The organism is Empedobacter sp. UBA1574 (genome assembly GCF_002322895.1).
Taxonomy (GTDB): domain Bacteria; phylum Bacteroidota; class Bacteroidia; order Flavobacteriales; family Weeksellaceae; genus Empedobacter; species Empedobacter falsenii_B.
Genome location: NZ_DCOI01000013.1, coordinates 12,392 through 28,237, shown reverse-complemented (window position 1 = coordinate 28,237; position 15,846 = coordinate 12,392). Strand labels below are relative to the sequence as shown.

The following is a 15,846-nucleotide window of genomic DNA, read 5'->3' as shown; positions in this document are numbered from 1 at the left end:
GTAATGATAAGAAAAATACTTCTATCAGTTCTTTTATTCACAAATATTACATTTTCTTATGCACAAGATTATGATCAAATAAGCAAAGAAATCTGTAAATCATTTAAAAAGAAAAAACCAGCTAAAAATTTATTAGATTTTAATAAATATTTCAATACTGATGCAGTAGACTTTTTAATATCAGATGTAAACATCTTTCAGTTCAATCTACAAAAGAATTTGATTAAAAATTGTACTGAATTTCCTTATATTGAAAATTATTCTTTGATTCCGTTTTCAAATGTTGTTGATTTAGAAAAAGTTTTTAATAGAGAAGAGTTAGCAAAACTTGAAAAACAATTAAAGGAAATTCAAAAGATTAATCGTTTTCAGCTATTTATAATTTCTACGGATGATTATTTTCCAAATGAAAATATAATAGATTATTCATTTTCAATCCTTAATAACAATAGTTCTGATCGATTTCAAAAGGGAAATATGATAATTGTGTTTAATTTAAAATCAAGAGAAGTTAGAATTTCGACGAATAAGATTGCACGAAATATATTTTCTGACGAATTTTCTCAAAAGCTAATTGATGAGGTAGTTGTTCCAAACTTTAGTGAGGAAAAGTATTTTGAAGGAATTAACGAAGCTATTGTAAAAATTAATGAAAAAATAGTTGCAGAAGATTAAATAAATTAAACAGAGTTAATAAATTGAAAGTCCATTTCTCTTTTCTTGAAGTTTTATATATTGCTCAAGTCATTTGTTGTTTTTTATTTATTAAATACACAGATGGATTAGGCTATATGCAAGGAAATGATTTTTATTATACTTCCCAATTACAATCTTCTGGAGGTGAAGATGAAGTTTCAATTTATAGTTTAGGATTGATAACAATACTATTTTTATTCATTAGCATTCTTTCAAAAAGGAAATATAGAGTATTATCATTTTATTTGTTGTTTGCTTATTTTTCGCTTTTTTTAATTCAAATGGGAGAAATAGATTCAACAATATTAAATGGAAACTTTGTTCTCTTGATAATTGTAGTAATAAACCTTTTATTGACTTTTTATTTTTGGGTAATTCTTTTTAAGAAGATTAAAAACTATTTGAATCAAGAAGTTTAAAACTTAATCTAAAAACTTCGCTTTTAATTCAGGAGTAGGTAACCAACAACTTTCTTGTTTTCCAAACCAACGATAACGATTTTTCGCAATAAAACTATAAACCACATCGCGTAAAGGTTTTGGAACAATCATAAAAATAGTCAACCACGAAGTTATTCCGTCCAAATATTTAGCAATTTTTAGCGCAGCAGATGATTTGGTATAAAATTTATCATCTTCAATAAAAACGATAGAATCAAATTGAGCGGCATCCAAATTATTTTCTTTCAAAAAATTTTGTCCAAAATCAGATTGTAATGAAGCAAACTGAAATTGATTTTTATTGTCATGTTCAATCACAAACTGAACAGATTGATTGCATAAATTGCAAATTCCATCAAACAAAATAATTTTCCTCGTTTTCATACAATAAATATACGCTAAAAGTAGCTAAACTCTAAAGGTTATTTTTAAATTAGCCAAAATTAACAATCAATCATGTTTAGCGAATATTTATTCCGAAAAGTTGATAATTCTCCACTTGTAATTTTCCGAATAATCTTTGGTTTATTAATTGTTGCAGAATGTTGGGGAGCCATTTTTACAGGTTGGGTACAAACAAATTTTGTTGAACCGCACATTACATTTTCGTTCATCGGATTCGAGTGGACAAATGTTTTCTTGGGACAAAATATGATTTATTTGTACGTGCTCATGGGAATTTTAGGCTGGTTTATCGTGTTTGGATTTGCTTATCGATTTTCAATTATCGTATTTTCTATTTTATGGTCGTTGACGTATTTCATGCAAAAAACAAGCTACAACAACCATTATTATCTGTTTATGCTAGTTTCGTGGATGATGACGATAATTCCTGCGCATCATTTCTTTTCGATTGATAGTTTAATTTTTCCGAAAATAAAACGTCTAACCATGCGCAATTGGGTACCAACATTATTCATTATCCAGTTATTGATTGTGTATGTTTTTGCGGCTTTTGCAAAGATTTATCCAGATTGGTTTAACGGTGTTTTTTTACAAATGAAATTTCACGAATATGGCGATTTATTAACAACAAAATATAATTTGATTGGATTAGGAAAAGTTGTAAGTAGTTTAGAGTTTGCACAAGTTTTTGCTTGGGGCGGATTCTTTTTCGATTTATTGATTATTCCTGCAATGTTGATGAATAGAACGCGTGGAATCGCTTTCAAATGTGCTGTAGCCTTTCATATTTTCAATTCTGCAGTTTTCGGGATTGGAATATTTCCTTTCTTTGCTTTGGCAATGTTAATTTTCTTTTATGATCCCGTTAAGATTCAGGAAGTTGTTTTTCCTAAAAAATCATTTATGATGGATCGTTCGGATGATGATAATTTATTGACAACACGTCGTGTCATGTTCTCTTATTTGATGTTTTTCTATGTGATTTGGCAAATATATTTACCTGTTCGTCATTATTTTATTCCAGGAAATGTTTTTTGGACAGAGGAAGGTCATCGCATGGCTTGGCGAATGATGTTGCGTAACAAAGCGGGTGAAGTTGTGGTATATGTTTCGAAACCAGATCCGCAGAAAAAAGGTAAATTCTTGAAACGCGAGAAAGTAGATTTGACAAAATATCTAACCTTCAAACAAATGTCAAAAATGGCGGTTAGCCCAGATATGATGTGGCAATTTGCACGTTATGTAAAATATGATTATGCGAAAAATGGTGTGAAAGATGTCAAAGTTTTTGTGGATGCAAAAGTTTCTGTCAATGGTAGCGATTATTATCAATTTACAAATGCAAATTACAATTTAGCTTATACAACTTGGAGTTATTTTGGTCATCAAAAATGGATTCAGCCAACACCAAAAGAGTTGAATTTATCTTATTTTGAATAAATTTATGTAACTTTATAGGACAACAATCAAAGAAATACAATTATGAAATATACATTATTCGCAATAGCTTTTTCGGTTTTATTATTTTCTTGTGGTAACAAAGAAAATGCTGGAGTAGAAGCTTATAAAGGTTTGGATAAGCAAAAGCAAGAACAAAAAGATTTGGATAGTATTGGGAAGGAAGCGCAACAAACGTTTGATGATTTCAAATTGGCGTTGTCGATGAAAGATACAACGACAACTAATTTTATTGTCAAACAAATGTATGATATTCCGAATGCGACACAAAAAGAGCATATTTGGATTCGTGATGTATATTCGGACAACGATCAATTAAAAGGAATTGTGGACAACGTACCTCAATACACAAAATTGGTTAAACACAATGATACAATTGTGATAGATCCAACTAAATTATCAGATTGGATGTATTATAAAGGTGATAAAATGATTGGTGGATTTACAATAAAATATATGCGTAGTAAAATGACTGATGCGCAGAAAAAAGAGTTTGATAAACAATATAAAGTAAAATTTGAGGATTAATTTCTGCTCAGAAAATAATAAAATCAAAAAGGCAATCTTTCGTTAGATTGCCTTTTAATTTTGAAATTATTTTCCTTAATCAATCAAAGACAATTGAATTTTACGTTTTTCTGTATCAATTCCAATTACGGTTACTTCAATTTGTTGACTCAAATGCACTTTTGAATTTACATCTGAAATAAATTCATTCGAAATTTTAGAAATATGAATCAAACCATTTTCTTTGATTCCTATATCTACAAAACAGCCAAAATTGGTAATATTATTAATAATTCCAGGAACTTTCATGCCCAATTGCAAATCTTCGAATTTCTTTAATCGTTGATCAAAACTAAAAACTTTTGCAGTAGAACGCGGATCTAAACCAGGTTTTTCAAGTTCTTTTTTAATATCTTCTAAAGTTGGTAAACCTACTTTTTCGGTAATATATTTGGTTAAATCAAGTTGATTAATCAATTCTTTATTTTGAATCAAATCTTTCAAATCAACTTTCAAATCTTTCGCCATTTTCTCTACAAGAGCATACGATTCTGGGTGAACAGCAGAATTATCTAACGGATTTTTTGCATTTGGAATTCGTAAAAAAGCAGAAGCTTGTAAGAATGCTTTTTCACCCAAACGAGGAACTTTTAGTAACTCTTTTCTCGAATTAAATGCACCATTTTCGCTTCGATATTCTACAATATTTTCAGCCATTTTTTCACCAATTCCTGCAACATAATTTAGTAAATGTTTGCTTGCTGTGTTCAGATTTACACCAACTTTGTTTACACAGAAAGAAACAACATCATCCAACTCATTTTTCAATAAAGTTTGATCGACATCATGTTGATACTGACCAACTCCAATCGATTTTGGCTCTATTTTTACTAATTCTGCCAAAGGATCTTGTAAACGGCGGCCTATAGAAACAGCACCGCGAACGGTAACATCTTTATCCGGAAATTCGTCGCGCGCAATTTTAGAAGCCGAATAAACCGAAGCACCAGCTTCATTTACAACAAAAACTTTTAGTGGACGATCAAATGCAATATTCTGAACCAAATTTTCAGTCTCGCGAGAAGCTGTTCCATTTCCTATCGAAATTGCATCGATATTATAAGCATTGATAAGCGATTTTAGTTTTTTGATGGCTTGTGTTTTTTCATTTTGAGGCGCATGCGGATAGATGTTTTCGTTGTGCAACAAATCACCTTGCTCATCTAATACAACCACTTTACAACCCGATTTGTAACCAGGATCTATCGCTAAAATTCGTTTTTCTCCCAGAGGTGGCGCCAAAAGCAATTGATTTAAGTTTTTCGAAAAAACATTTATTGATGTTTCATCTGCTTTTTGTTTTGCTTCTTTCAACACTTCATTTGAGATTGAAGGAGCTAAAAGTCGTTTGTAAGCATCTTTTATCGCTTCCTCAATAACCCAAGAAACTTCTGGTTGAATAGATTTGATTAAAGTGTATTCTAAAAATTTGAAGGCTTCTTTTTTATCAATTGATACATTTACTTTCAAAAAACCTTCATTTTCGCCGCGTAAAATAGCCAATAATCGGTGAGAAGCAATTTTTTTCAATAATTCTTCGTATTCAAAATAGTTCGAGTATTTAGCCGAATCTTCATCATCTATTTTAGATTTTACTAGTTTACTTTCAATCAAAGCAGATTTTCTGAAAATATCTCGCAATCGATGACGTACATATTCATTTTCATTTATCCATTCTGCAATAATATCTTGTACACCTGCAAAAGCATCTTCGATACTTGTCACATCTTCATTTAGATATTTTTTTGCTAAATCATCCAAATCAGGAATATTATTTTGCTTCATGATGATTTTTGCCAAAGGCTCTAAACCTTTTTCTTTTGCAATGGTTGCACGTGTTTTTTTCTTCTTTTTATAAGGAAGATATAAATCTTCTAATTGAACCAAATCAAAACTTTTCTGAATACGTTGTTGTAATTCATTGCTCAATTGATTCTGCTCTTCCAATGTTTTTAAAATAAATTCTTTTCGAGAAACAATTTCATTGTATTGATTTTGCAGTTTTTTTATAGCAGAAATTTGAACTTCATCAAGATTTCCTGTGACCTCTTTTCTATATCTCGCAATAAAGGGTATGGTATTATCTTCATTCAAACAATTTACTGTATTGTTGATTGATTTTTCTGAAATAGAATTAAGATGTTGATGAATGTATTGAATCAAATTCATGTTAAAAGTTTGGCCTTGCAAATTACTATTTTTCACAAACATAAAAAATAGCATGTTTTATTTATATAGGTCGTATTTAATAGAGTGCTTTTTTTATATAATAATCTAATATTTAGAGTTTTTAATATCAGTCTTATTTTAAATAAAAAAGAATAATAAAAATTTTCTAAAAAGTTTTGGTGTTTATTAAATTATTTCTAAATTTGACCTTAGGTAGTAGAGAGTAAGATTGATTTTTTTTAATGTTAAATTTATACTTACTAGTGTAAGTTTTTTTAAAAATCAATTGGGTTTAAGCTGAGGAGCTTAAACCCGTTTTTTTTTATACAACTTTCTTATCTTTGAGCAAATATATCTACAAAATGGCTCGTATAAAATTAGATTTTTCAGACAAATTTTTATTTTCAACAATAATACCAGTACGCATAACTGATCTCAATTATGGAAATCATTTGGCAAACGATAAAGTATTGTCCATTATACATGAATCGCGAATTCAGTTTTTTCAACATTATGGCTATTCGGAATTAGATTTTGGAGGTGTAAGTGTGATTATGGGTGATGTTGCGATTGAGTATAAAAATCAAGCTTTTTATGGTGATGAATTGTTGATTGAGATTGGTGTGCAAGATTTTTCGCGTGTTAGTTTTGATGTAATCTATAAAATTTCTACAAAAGATAAATTAATTGCAAAAGCGAAAACAGGAATTGTGACCTTCGATTATCAGCAAAATAAAGTGGTTGAGGTTCCTCAAAAGATAAAAGATCTTTTTGAAGTTGTATAATCTTATAAATTAATTACGCTAATCATTTAAGTCTTTGTAAATTTGCACCGAGTTATGAAGATTTTACCATATAAAAATTTATTTGTCGGAATTACCGACACATTGCAACAAATTTTCTTCGAAGGAAAATATGCAGATAAAGAAGTTGAGCGAACATTGAAATCGAATAAGCAATGGGGAGCGCGCGATCGTGCTTTTATTGCCGAAACGGTTTACGATTTAGTTCGTTGGAAACGTTTGGTTGAAGGGGCAATGAGCCGTCCGCTTTCTCCTGATACAATTTGGGAGTTTGTTGGAACTTGGTTTGCTTTAGATCCAGAGCAAACGTTACCAAAATGGGAAGAATTTCAAAAAATCTATCCAAAAGAAGTCTTGAAAAGACATCACAATTCGTCTAAAAATATTGCGGTTGCAGAATCGTATCCAGATTGGATGTTCGAGTTAGGAGAGAAGTCGTTGGGAAATCGTTGGTTAGATGAAGTGCATGCAATGAACTCGCAAGCACCAACAGTTTTACGTGTGAATTCCTTGAAAACAGACCGTAAAACATTACAAAAAGCGTTGAAGGAGCGTAGAATAAAAACGAAAGTTTTATCGAAATATCAAGATGCTTTAGAGCTTGAAGAGAAAACAAATATTTTCCGTACAGATGAATTTCAGAATGGTTGGTTTGAAGTTCAAGACGCAGGATCGCAATTGATTGCGCCTTATTTACGTGTTCAGCCAGGAATGCGTGTGGTAGATGCTTGTGCTGGTGCCGGAGGAAAAACATTGCATTTAGCTGCTTTGATGGAAAACAAAGGGCAAATTATTGCAATGGATTTGTACGATTGGAAATTGAAAGAATTGAAACGTCGTGCAAAACGTAACAATGTTCAGAATGTACAAACAAAGGTGATTGAAGCAAAAACAATCAAGCGTATGGAGAATTCTGCTGATCGCTTATTGATTGATGCACCTTGTTCTGGAATGGGAGTTTTGAAACGTAATCCTGATGCAAAATGGAAATTAAGACCAGAATTTATTGACGAAATATTAGCAACACAAGAAAAAATATTAGCTGATTATTCTAAAATCATTAAAGTTGGTGGAATGATGGTTTATGCAACTTGTTCTATTTTACCACAAGAAAATGAGCAGCAAGTAGAAAAATTCTTGAAGAATAATCCAAATTATAAAATGGTTTCAGATAAAATGCATTATCCATCTCAAACTAATTATGATGGATTCTACATGGCTTTGATTGAAAGAATTTCTTAAGCTGTTAATTATTATAAGATACAAAAGACTAAGTGAAAGCTTGGTCTTTTTTTGTTACAATAATTATTTTATCTTAAATCTAACTCGTCTATTCTCAAAATTTTTCCAATCAATACAATTTGCAGCAGGATTACATTCTTTGTGTTTCAAGTCTGAAAAGCCTTTAGCGGAAATTGAAAATCGATTTTTATTTAGACCTTTTTCTACCAAATAATTCAACACAGCGTTTGCTCTTCGTTGTGATAAATCTATATTGTAAGATTCTGTTCCAACCGCATCTGTATGACCTTCGATAACAAAATGATGTGATGGATTTCGTTTCATAATTGCAACAACTTCATCCAATTTTGGATAATCAATAGCTCTGATTTCAGCTTTATCAAAATCAAATTCGACGGTTTCCATTAAATAATTTGAATAATCTTGAACATAATTTCCAATCTTTTTATCACTCAAATTACTTTCAGGACAACCATTTCCAAAACGATTTCCTTTTATATACGGACATTCATCTTCGATATCCATCACGCCATCGGCATCTGTATCATAATCATTGTTGTAATTTTCTATATTTCCTTTTTGAATCAATAAATTATAAGGTGTTGAAATGTTAAATTCAGTTCCAATTTTCTCAATTTCTTTTCGATATCGTCCATCTTTTTTGCACATTTCACCGCAACGTTCTTCATCTTTTAAGAGATAATCGATCTTTTGTTTTGCCCAATAAAATTTAATTGCTTCTGTAAATTCACTTGGATTTGGTTGTTTGATTTCAAAATTTTGAGTGAAATTTTGGTTGGATTGAAGACCTATGATTTCGATTTTTTTTGGATAACGACGATTACAATCGCGTGAAATAAAATTGATAGAATTTTGAGCTAAATACGTATTGAAATTCTTCGGAAATGTTTCGTTGAGGTTGATTTGGGATGATTGAACTTTAAGATGATAAATAGAAGAATTCAAAACAGCTTGCAGAAATTGTGTTATTTTCTGATTCAATTCTCTTGGTTCATTGACCGTAATCGGAAGCGTTCCTGTTGCTAAACTTATGAAATTCATCGCATGATAGTCCAATTCCTTTCCAATTCCTAATGTTATAAATTGAGTATCTTTTGCATAATTTCGGAGTGAATTGTAAACAGTTTCATTCAAATTCATCGCTCCATCAGAAATAATTGTAATGATTCGTTTATAATTTTTATCAAAAGGATTTTTCTGAATTTGTTTGATTGTTTCATCCAATAATTTTTCGCCAGTTCCATTCAAAGAATTAATTTTTTCTAAAGCTAAATTGATGTTTTCTTTCGTTGGAAATTGAGAAGAATTAAAAATTAATTCATTTTTCGTAGAATAAACCAACACATTAAATTTATCTGTTTCGTTTAGATTTGGAAGAAGTTGATACATCAATTTTTTGGTGGTTTCAATTGGTTGATTCATCATAGAACCAGAAGCATCCAAAACGAATAAAAATTCTCGCGGAGCATCATATTTAGAAGGATTATTTGCAGGTTCAATTGTTCCTAAAATATAATCGCAACCATTTTCAGTAAACGTTTCAATTCCTGTTTGTAGTTCATTTTTTGTATAAGCATATTGAAGAGTTGGAATCTTTTTATCGGAATTTTTTGAAACATAATTTCGATCATCTTCCTTTGAAAATTTTAAATCAGAAACAATTTTTGAAATCGGAAAATTTCCCGAAAGATGAATATCTGAATTTATGTTTTTCGGAAAACCATTCAATTGATTGTTCCAACGATTAATTTGGGTAAAAGATTCTGTTCGTTTCACGATAAACTCTAAAAACGAAACTTGATAATTCAAACTATTTTCTTCAACAATTTTCGAAACTTTTAGCTTAATTTTTAGTGTAGCATGTGCAGGAATTTTTCCTAAATCTAATTGTAAAACTTGATTGTTTTGTTGATTTTTAAAAATAGTTGAAGTATCAATATTTTTTAACTCTTTTCGAATATCTACAATCGATTTGGATTGAATTTCGAAAACTTTATCATTTACAAAAGCTTTTAATTCGTACACATTTTGAGAAGCTTGATAAGGATAAATAAATTTAGCCGAAATATCTTCCGAAGAATTGTTCTGAAAAGTAAAATTATGACTCAAATTTCCCAATAAATGATGAAAATTATAGTCATTTTCGAGAGAAATTGCTTCTATTTTTTCAAAATCGTCCTCATCTTTAAGTTCCAAATACGGAAAAATTTGCTGTGCACAACAAAACGTATTCAGTAGAATAAAAAAAATGGAAAAAAATAGATTTTTTGTGTTCAACGAATCGATTTTAAAAATTCAATGTAAAGATAATGAAAGAATTGATGTATTTTCTATCATCAGTTATAGTAAAGTTCAATGTATATTTAATAAATTATCAAATCAGAAATAATTATTAAATCATATTTAAAAAAGATTGGTTTAATAATTGCATCGTTCAGATTTAACAAAAAAGTTAAGTAAATTTGCACTTTATTTTACATAAAAGATGAATTTTAATTTCACAGAAGTTGAAAGAGTAGAAAGTATTTCTGCAAAAGATTTTCAGAAATATTACGTTAAACCTCAAAAACCAGTTGTAGTAGAGCGAATTACAGAGGATTGGCCTGCGTACGAAAAGTGGAATTTTGAGTATATAAAACAAGTTGCAGGCAACAAGGTTGTCCCTTTATACAATAATGATCCGGTTGATTATACGAAGAAAGTAAATGAACCAATAGCAAAGATGAAAATGTCTGAATATGTAGATTTGTTGCAAAGTGAGCCGACAGATTTGCGTATATTTTTGTACAATTTGATGAGTCAAGTTCCGCAATTGCAACAAGATTATAAAATGCCAGATTTGGGTTTGAATCTTTTCAAATCGATGCCAATGTTATTTTTTGGAGGTGAAGGATCGAATGTTTTTATGCATTATGATATCGATTTAGCGAATATTTTGCATTTCCATTTTGCAGGAAAAAAACGTTGTATTATTGTTCCGCCAAAGGATTCGAAATACATGTACAAAATTCCACATTCGGTAATTTGTAGAGAAGATATTGATTTTGATAATCCTGATTTTGATAAATGGCCAGCGTTGAAAAATATAAATCCGATGGTAGCAGACTTAAAACACGGAGAAATGCTTTATATGCCAGAAGGTTGGTGGCATTATATGAAATATTTGACGCCAGGTTTTTCGATGAGTTTGCGTTCGTTGGCACATAAACCAAAAAATTTGTCCGAAGCGATTTATAACATATTTTTGATGCGTACATACGATAATGTGATGCGAAAAATAAAAGGTAAAACTTGGATTGAAGAAAAAAATGAGCGCGCAATTACACAAACAAATAAATTAATTGCGAAATAAAAATACAGTTTTTAGAAAATTTTTCTAAATGAAGGAATATCTTTCGAAAGATGTTCCTTTTTTTATTCTACTGTCCTAAAAACTTATAAATCAATAAATATTTGATTTTCATGTTTTAAAATTTCGATAGATATTTGCAGAATATTTTTCTGAATTTTTAGTAATATGATCATAAAAAAAGGAAATTTTTGGGCTTTATTGCCTTTAATCATTTTCATACTTGTCTATTTTTCGGCATCTATTTATCTGAACGATTTTTATTCTGTTCCAGCATTGGTTGTTTTCATGTTAGCATTAGTAATTGCATTTGTTCAATTCCCTAAGGTTTCATTTCATACGAAAGCCGAGGCTTTTTGTAAGAATGCGGGTGAAGAAACCATTATGTTGATGATTTTAATTTTTCTTCTCGCTGGAGCGTTTGGAAGTTTAGGATCTACAATTGGTGCTGTAGAATCAACAGTGAATTTATTTTTGAATTATCTTCCTTCTTCCTTTATTGTAGCAGGTTTCTTTTTGTTGTCTTGTTTTATTGCGACGGCTTTGGGAACATCGGTTGGAACAATTGTAACTGTTGCGCCGATTGCAGTGCAAATGGATAAAATGATTCCAGGTTCTATGCCAATTTTGTTAGGAGCAGTAGTTGGTGGAGCGATGTTTGGCGATAATTTATCATTTATTTCTGATACAACGATTGCTGCAACACGTACGCAAGAAGTGAGCATGAAGTCTAAATTTAAAACTAATTTTCGAATAGTAGTTCCAGCAGCTATTGTTTCGACGATTATATATTTTTCACTTTCTCAACATTTTGACACAACCAATTTCCAAGGAAAACAGTTAGATTTTGACTTGATTTTAATCTTACCTTATCTATTAGTTTTTGGACTAGCAATGTCTGGAATTAATGTGATTTGGGCTTTAATTGTAGGAATTCTTTCGTTTCTTGGAATTGGTTTGTTCTATTCTGGTGTTCCTTTACTAGACTTAGTTTCTTCTATTAATGAAGGTTTTAAAGGAATGTTTGAGTTGAGTATTATTTGTTTAATTATTGGTGGAATTGTTGGAATTATTCGTTTGAATGGCGGATTAGATTTTATCATTTATCATCTAACCAAAAATATTAAAACAAAACGTCAGGCTGAGATGAGTATTGCGTCGCTTACAGCTTTGGCGAATGCTTGTTTGGCAAATAACACAATTACAATTTTGATTTGTGGTAAAATTGCAAAAGATATTTCTGATCATCATGATTTAGAGGGAAAACGTGTGGCAAGTATTTTGGATACGGTTTCGTGTTTTGTACAAGGAATCTTACCTTATGGTGCGCAAGTTTTGGCAGCGGTTGCAGCTGCAAATACAATTTCAAGTGCAACAAAGGTTTCTTCGGTTGATGTGTTATCTAACTTATATTATCCATTTTTAACTGGAATTTGTACCCTTATTTTTATCTTATTTTTTCAGTCAAAATCATTCAAAAAATAGATTGATGTATGATATTCATTCGTCGAATATTATTTTATAACTTTGTAGACTGAAATTTTTTAAGATGAAAAGAGTTGTCGTAGGACTTTCTGGAGGAGTAGATTCAAGTGTTACAGCCTATTTGCTAAAAGAGCAAGGCTATGATGTGATCGGATTATTTATGCGTAATTGGAACGATGCATCGGTAACGTTGGAAGATGAATGCCCATGGATAGAAGATAGTGCAGACGCTTTGTTGGTAGCTAAAAAATTAGATATTCCTTTTCAGGTAATTGATATGTCTGATTCGTACAAAGAACGTATTGTAGATTATATGTTCAATGAATACGAGCAAGGAAGAACACCAAATCCTGATGTGTTGTGTAACCGAGAAATTAAGTTCGATTTGTTTTTGAAAACAGCTTTAGAGCTTGGAGCAGATTATGTAGCAACAGGACATTATGCACGAAAAACTTCTACAATTGATGAAAATGGAAAAGAGATTTTTCAATTGTTAAAAGGTAACGATAACAATAAAGATCAATCATATTTCTTATGTCAATTGTCGCAAGATCAATTAAGCAAAGCATTATTCCCAATTGGAGATATAGAAAAACCAGAAGTGAGAAGAATTGCGCAAGAGCAAGGCTTGGTTACAGCGAATAAGAAAGATTCGCAAGGTTTATGTTTTATTGGAAAAGTTAGTTTACCTGAATTTTTGCAACAACAATTAAAACCAAAAGAAGGTGTAATTGTAGAAATAGCCAAAGATTGGAACGGATATAAAAGAGAAATTCCAACTTTTGAAAATAAATATGAAGCATTAGATTTCGAAGCAAAAGGTTTCTCATACAAACAAGAAGACGGAGATATTGTAGGTAAACATCAAGGCGCACATTATTTCACTCGCGGTCAACGAAAAGGATTGGGAGTTGGAGGAAAAGTAGAACCTTTGTTTATTATTGATACAGATGTAGAGACTAATGTTATTTACACAGGTCAAGGCGCTGATCATTCAGGTTTATTGAAGAAAGCATTGTTTATAAAAGAAGAGGAAGTACATTGGGTTCGCGAAGATTTAACTTTGAAAACCGACGAAACAATGGAAGTGATGGCGCGTATTCGTTACCGCCAACCTTTGCAAAGAGCAATTTTACACAAAGCTGAAAACGGAATGTATGTTGAATTTGAAAACCCTCAATCTGCAATCACAGAAGGTCAATTCTGTGCTTGGTATGTTGAAGACGAACTTTTAGGCTCTGGTGTAATTAATAATTAAAAAATATAAACATCATTATTATATTGAACGCTCAAGATTTTCTTGAGCGTTTTATGTTAATATCATTTATAAAAAAAAATCCTTTTACTTTTTGTTGCTTTGGTAAACCATCTTGAAATCTCATCTAAGCATGTGTTCCATCACAAAAAGACTAATTAAAAGATTGTCCACAACGGCAAATTGTTTATCGATTTCCCACTTCGTAATATTCGCCATTCGCACTTTTTAGCGGAATTCCTCCCCATAACGCATAAGGACCGCTCAAATCATTCGCAACATCTTCAATAATTCCAATAGAAGCTGAGGTGTTATCGTTTTCAATTGGTTGATTATTTTCATCCCAAACAATCAATCGTCCAGAAGGACAATGATGCGCCATTTCAATACTCAAATTAACAGAGTTGTGTGTGGAATCTTGGACTTGATTCCAAATACGTTTTCCATTATCACAAAATCGAGCAAAAGCACATAATTTCTCGTCATCAGTAAGTGAAATAACAGGTTCTTCTATAACTTCTGCAGTTAATAATTCGGGATTAAAAGTTGCTCTTTCAGTTAAATCAACATTATTTTCTGCTGCTTTTTTATGCGAACCATCACAATAAGGTTTGTGTTGAGATAATCCACAACGGCAAAGATAAGTTGTATCTTTTGCTTCAAATTTTTCTCCTTCTTGGTAATTGACAGAAATTCCTTGCTGATTTGGAATGATAAACTGCTGAACAATTTTAGGTTTTCCGTGCAAGATATAAGATCCATTTTCTGTGATTTCTATATAGATACCATCTGTATTTTGACTTGTTCCTATTTGAATATTTAACTTGTTTTGATCATCCATAATTGTAGATTTAGACTGATATTTACTACAATTTAAAAACTATTTTGGTTAGAATGAGTTTAAATTTTGTGCAGTAATTGACTATAATTTAATAGATAAAGGTTGTTGTTTTTACATAGGATTTAGAATGTTTTGATTACTTTTATTTGAAAATAATGATTATGCCAACAATTCAACTCAAACATACAGAAATTAAACATCACAATGCTTTGTTATATCATTTACCAGAAGATCAAATTTCTTTTACAGCCTTACCTAGCGAGACTTTTGAGCGTTTGAAATTACGCACAGATGGACATGCAAAACCAATTACAATTTTGTTAGATGATGAACCAATTGGTTTTTTTGTGTTAGACTATGGTGACGATAAATTGGAGATGACGAATAATACGAATTCGTTGTTGTTGCGTTCTTTATCAATAAACCCTGAGTTTCAAGGAAAAGGTTACGGAAAAATTTCGATGAGTTTGATGGATGATTTTGTAAAAGATAATTTTCCAACAATTGATGAATTGGTTTTAGCGGTTAATTTCAAAAATAAATCAGCATATGATTTGTATCTAAAAGTTGGTTATATAGATGATGGTTCTCAACGAGAATGGTTCAATGGAATGCAACATTTATTGAGAAAGAAAATTTAATTGTTAAACTTTATCCTTTTCCAAGCGACAACTTGCACACCTTCTGAATAATGCATTAAATCTGGTCTCGAATCGATGAAAAATAAATACCAGATTTTCCATTTTTTGTGAGATATGTTCTCAAATTAATTTCGTCAAAATCAGAAGTAGGAGAGAGTGCAGGCAAAAAGCGAGGTCGAATTTTTTCCATTGTAAATGCGATAATTGAGACCCAATCAGAATCATTTATTTCATCAATTTCTAAATCTTTTGGAACTAATTCTCTCAAAATTTCTTTGTCAATTTTGTAATGAAAAAATAACGCTCTATTCCATTCTTGATAATATTTCCATCGTTTTGTTGGATCATTCCAAGCACGATGATTTGTTTCGTCTAAAATTTGTTTGATTGTATATTTCACTTAAAACCTTGTTAAACTTATGGTTGAAGGTACAAAATCTATTGCGAAATAAAGAAAATTGTAGTTACTTCGCA

The 15,846-nt window shown here is 30.7% G+C and carries 14 protein-coding genes; 9 read left to right on the top strand and 5 right to left on the bottom strand.

The window, feature by feature from the left end; all coding sequences use genetic code 11:
* The first annotated feature begins 3 nt into the window (after nucleotides 1–3).
* Nucleotides 4–675, top strand: coding sequence for a TPM domain-containing protein (locus tag B3578_RS03110; RefSeq protein WP_291046990.1), 672 nt, complete (start codon nucleotides 4–6; stop codon nucleotides 673–675).
* Nucleotides 676–1,118: 443 nt separating this feature from the next.
* On the opposite strand, the gene B3578_RS03105 is transcribed toward B3578_RS03110, so the two are convergent.
* On the bottom strand, nucleotides 1,119–1,520 hold the full coding sequence (locus B3578_RS03105; protein ID WP_114999244.1) for a thiol-disulfide oxidoreductase DCC family protein: 402 nt from the start codon (nucleotides 1,518–1,520) through the stop codon (nucleotides 1,119–1,121).
* A 72-nt stretch (nucleotides 1,521–1,592) separates the two neighbouring features.
* Here B3578_RS03105 and B3578_RS03100 point away from each other — a divergent pair, with 72 nt between their 5' ends.
* Nucleotides 1,593–2,981 carry an HTTM domain-containing protein gene (locus tag B3578_RS03100; RefSeq protein WP_291046988.1) on the top strand — a complete coding sequence of 463 codons (1,389 nt, stop codon included), beginning with the start codon at nucleotides 1,593–1,595 and terminating at the stop codon, nucleotides 2,979–2,981.
* A gap of 42 nt (nucleotides 2,982–3,023) precedes the next feature.
* Nucleotides 3,024–3,527: a DUF2314 domain-containing protein gene (locus B3578_RS03095; RefSeq protein ID WP_219034560.1), complete on the top strand. Its 504-nt coding sequence runs from the start codon at nucleotides 3,024–3,026 to the stop codon at nucleotides 3,525–3,527.
* 75 nt (nucleotides 3,528–3,602) lie between these two features.
* Here B3578_RS03095 and B3578_RS03090 read toward each other — a convergent pair whose 3' ends face one another.
* Complete coding sequence (locus B3578_RS03090) at nucleotides 3,603–5,735, bottom strand: Tex family protein (protein WP_291046986.1); 2,133 nt, start codon at nucleotides 5,733–5,735, stop codon at nucleotides 3,603–3,605.
* A gap of 362 nt (nucleotides 5,736–6,097) precedes the next feature.
* On the opposite strand from B3578_RS03090, the gene B3578_RS03085 reads away from it, so the two are divergent.
* Together B3578_RS03085 and B3578_RS03080 are read left to right on the top strand one after the other, a co-directional pair.
* Entirely contained in the window at nucleotides 6,098–6,520 is a 423-nt protein-coding gene (locus B3578_RS03085) for an acyl-CoA thioesterase (RefSeq protein ID WP_221856687.1), read from the top strand.
* Nucleotides 6,521–6,574: 54 nt separating this feature from the next.
* Nucleotides 6,575–7,780, top strand: coding sequence for an RsmB/NOP family class I SAM-dependent RNA methyltransferase (locus B3578_RS03080; RefSeq protein ID WP_038333863.1), 1,206 nt, complete (start codon nucleotides 6,575–6,577; stop codon nucleotides 7,778–7,780).
* Between the two features lie 63 nt (nucleotides 7,781–7,843).
* On the opposite strand, the gene B3578_RS03075 is transcribed toward B3578_RS03080, so the two are convergent.
* Nucleotides 7,844–9,997 carry an OmpA family protein gene (locus B3578_RS03075; protein WP_291046984.1) on the bottom strand — a complete coding sequence of 718 codons (2,154 nt, stop codon included), beginning with the start codon at nucleotides 9,995–9,997 and terminating at the stop codon, nucleotides 7,844–7,846.
* A gap of 289 nt (nucleotides 9,998–10,286) precedes the next feature.
* Between B3578_RS03075 and B3578_RS03070 the strand changes: the two genes are divergently transcribed.
* The 3 genes from B3578_RS03070 (at nucleotide 10,287) to mnmA (ending at nucleotide 13,893) form a co-directional block, all read left to right on the top strand.
* Complete coding sequence (locus tag B3578_RS03070; RefSeq protein ID WP_291046982.1) at nucleotides 10,287–11,153, top strand: cupin-like domain-containing protein; 867 nt, start codon at nucleotides 10,287–10,289, stop codon at nucleotides 11,151–11,153.
* Nucleotides 11,154–11,318: 165 nt separating this feature from the next.
* A complete protein-coding gene (locus tag B3578_RS03065) occupies nucleotides 11,319–12,635 on the top strand; it encodes a Na+/H+ antiporter NhaC family protein (protein WP_291046980.1) in 1,317 nt (438 codons plus the stop codon).
* Between the two features lie 64 nt (nucleotides 12,636–12,699).
* The gene (gene mnmA, locus B3578_RS03060; RefSeq protein WP_219034556.1) at nucleotides 12,700–13,893 is read left to right on the top strand and encodes a tRNA 2-thiouridine(34) synthase MnmA; all 1,194 of its coding nucleotides are present in this window, start codon (nucleotides 12,700–12,702) and stop codon (nucleotides 13,891–13,893) included.
* 184 nt (nucleotides 13,894–14,077) lie between these two features.
* On the opposite strand, the gene B3578_RS03055 is transcribed toward mnmA, so the two are convergent.
* Nucleotides 14,078–14,731 carry a CDGSH iron-sulfur domain-containing protein gene (locus B3578_RS03055; protein WP_219034555.1) on the bottom strand — a complete coding sequence of 218 codons (654 nt, stop codon included), beginning with the start codon at nucleotides 14,729–14,731 and terminating at the stop codon, nucleotides 14,078–14,080.
* A gap of 161 nt (nucleotides 14,732–14,892) precedes the next feature.
* Between B3578_RS03055 and B3578_RS03050 the strand changes: the two genes are divergently transcribed.
* A complete protein-coding gene (locus B3578_RS03050) occupies nucleotides 14,893–15,372 on the top strand; it encodes a GNAT family N-acetyltransferase (protein WP_219034554.1) in 480 nt (159 codons plus the stop codon).
* A 55-nt stretch (nucleotides 15,373–15,427) separates the two neighbouring features.
* On the opposite strand, the gene B3578_RS03045 is transcribed toward B3578_RS03050, so the two are convergent.
* Nucleotides 15,428–15,772 carry a DUF2071 domain-containing protein gene (locus B3578_RS03045; protein ID WP_291046976.1) on the bottom strand — a complete coding sequence of 115 codons (345 nt, stop codon included), beginning with the start codon at nucleotides 15,770–15,772 and terminating at the stop codon, nucleotides 15,428–15,430.
* Between the last annotated feature and the right edge of the window lie 74 nt (nucleotides 15,773–15,846).